The sequence below is a fragment of the Halorubrum tibetense genome (genome assembly GCF_042661865.1).
In the GTDB taxonomy this organism is placed as follows: domain Archaea; phylum Halobacteriota; class Halobacteria; order Halobacteriales; family Haloferacaceae; genus Halorubrum; species Halorubrum tibetense.
This window is the reverse complement of sequence record NZ_JBHSWW010000717.1, coordinates 1-535: the sequence shown is the minus strand read 5'-3', so window position 1 is coordinate 535 and position 535 is coordinate 1. Positions and strand designations below refer to the sequence as shown.

Sequence of the window (535 nt, the reverse complement as noted above, 5' to 3'; positions counted from 1 at the left end):
CACGCGCTGGGCATTCAAGGGTTAGCGACCATTTCGGATATTCCCACCACCTGCGTGCATGGTCGTTTTGACATGGTTGCGCCTATTGCTCAAGTGGTAGCCTTGCAAGATGTGCTACCGGATTTGAAATTGCACATCGTGCGCGAAGCCGGCCACTCCATGCGCGAGGCGCCTATGGTTGATGCCATTGTCAAAGCTCAATCTGATATTGCCGACTGTTGTGGTGCTATGCCAGTGGATTGTGGTTGAGCTGTGGTTGAATCTCTGATTGCGCTAAGATGATGCACTTTGCGTAACAGTGAGATCTAGGGTGAAAGCTTTAATTCAGCGGGTAACACATGCCTCTGTTGCGGTGGACGGCGAGACCATTGGCGCCATCGACCAAGGGTTGTTGGTGCTGTTAGGGGTCGAAAAATTTGATGATGAATCTGTCGCGGCCAAGTTATTGGACAAGTTACTGAATTATCGGGTTTTCAGCGATAGCGCCGGTAAAATGAATTTAAGCGTTAGCGATATCGGTGGTGGTGTCTTGCTT

Annotated in this window: 2 protein-coding genes; both read left to right on the top strand. The window is 50.1% G+C overall.

The window, feature by feature from the left end; translation table 11 throughout:
• The coding region (locus ACFQEU_RS17920; protein ID WP_379784362.1) for a hypothetical protein at positions 1-249 on the top strand (249 nt) is incomplete at its 5' end.
• A gap of 49 nt (positions 250-298) precedes the next feature.
• Positions 299-535 (top strand): D-aminoacyl-tRNA deacylase (locus ACFQEU_RS17915; protein ID WP_379784360.1); only part of this gene is annotated, 237 nt, incomplete at its 3' end.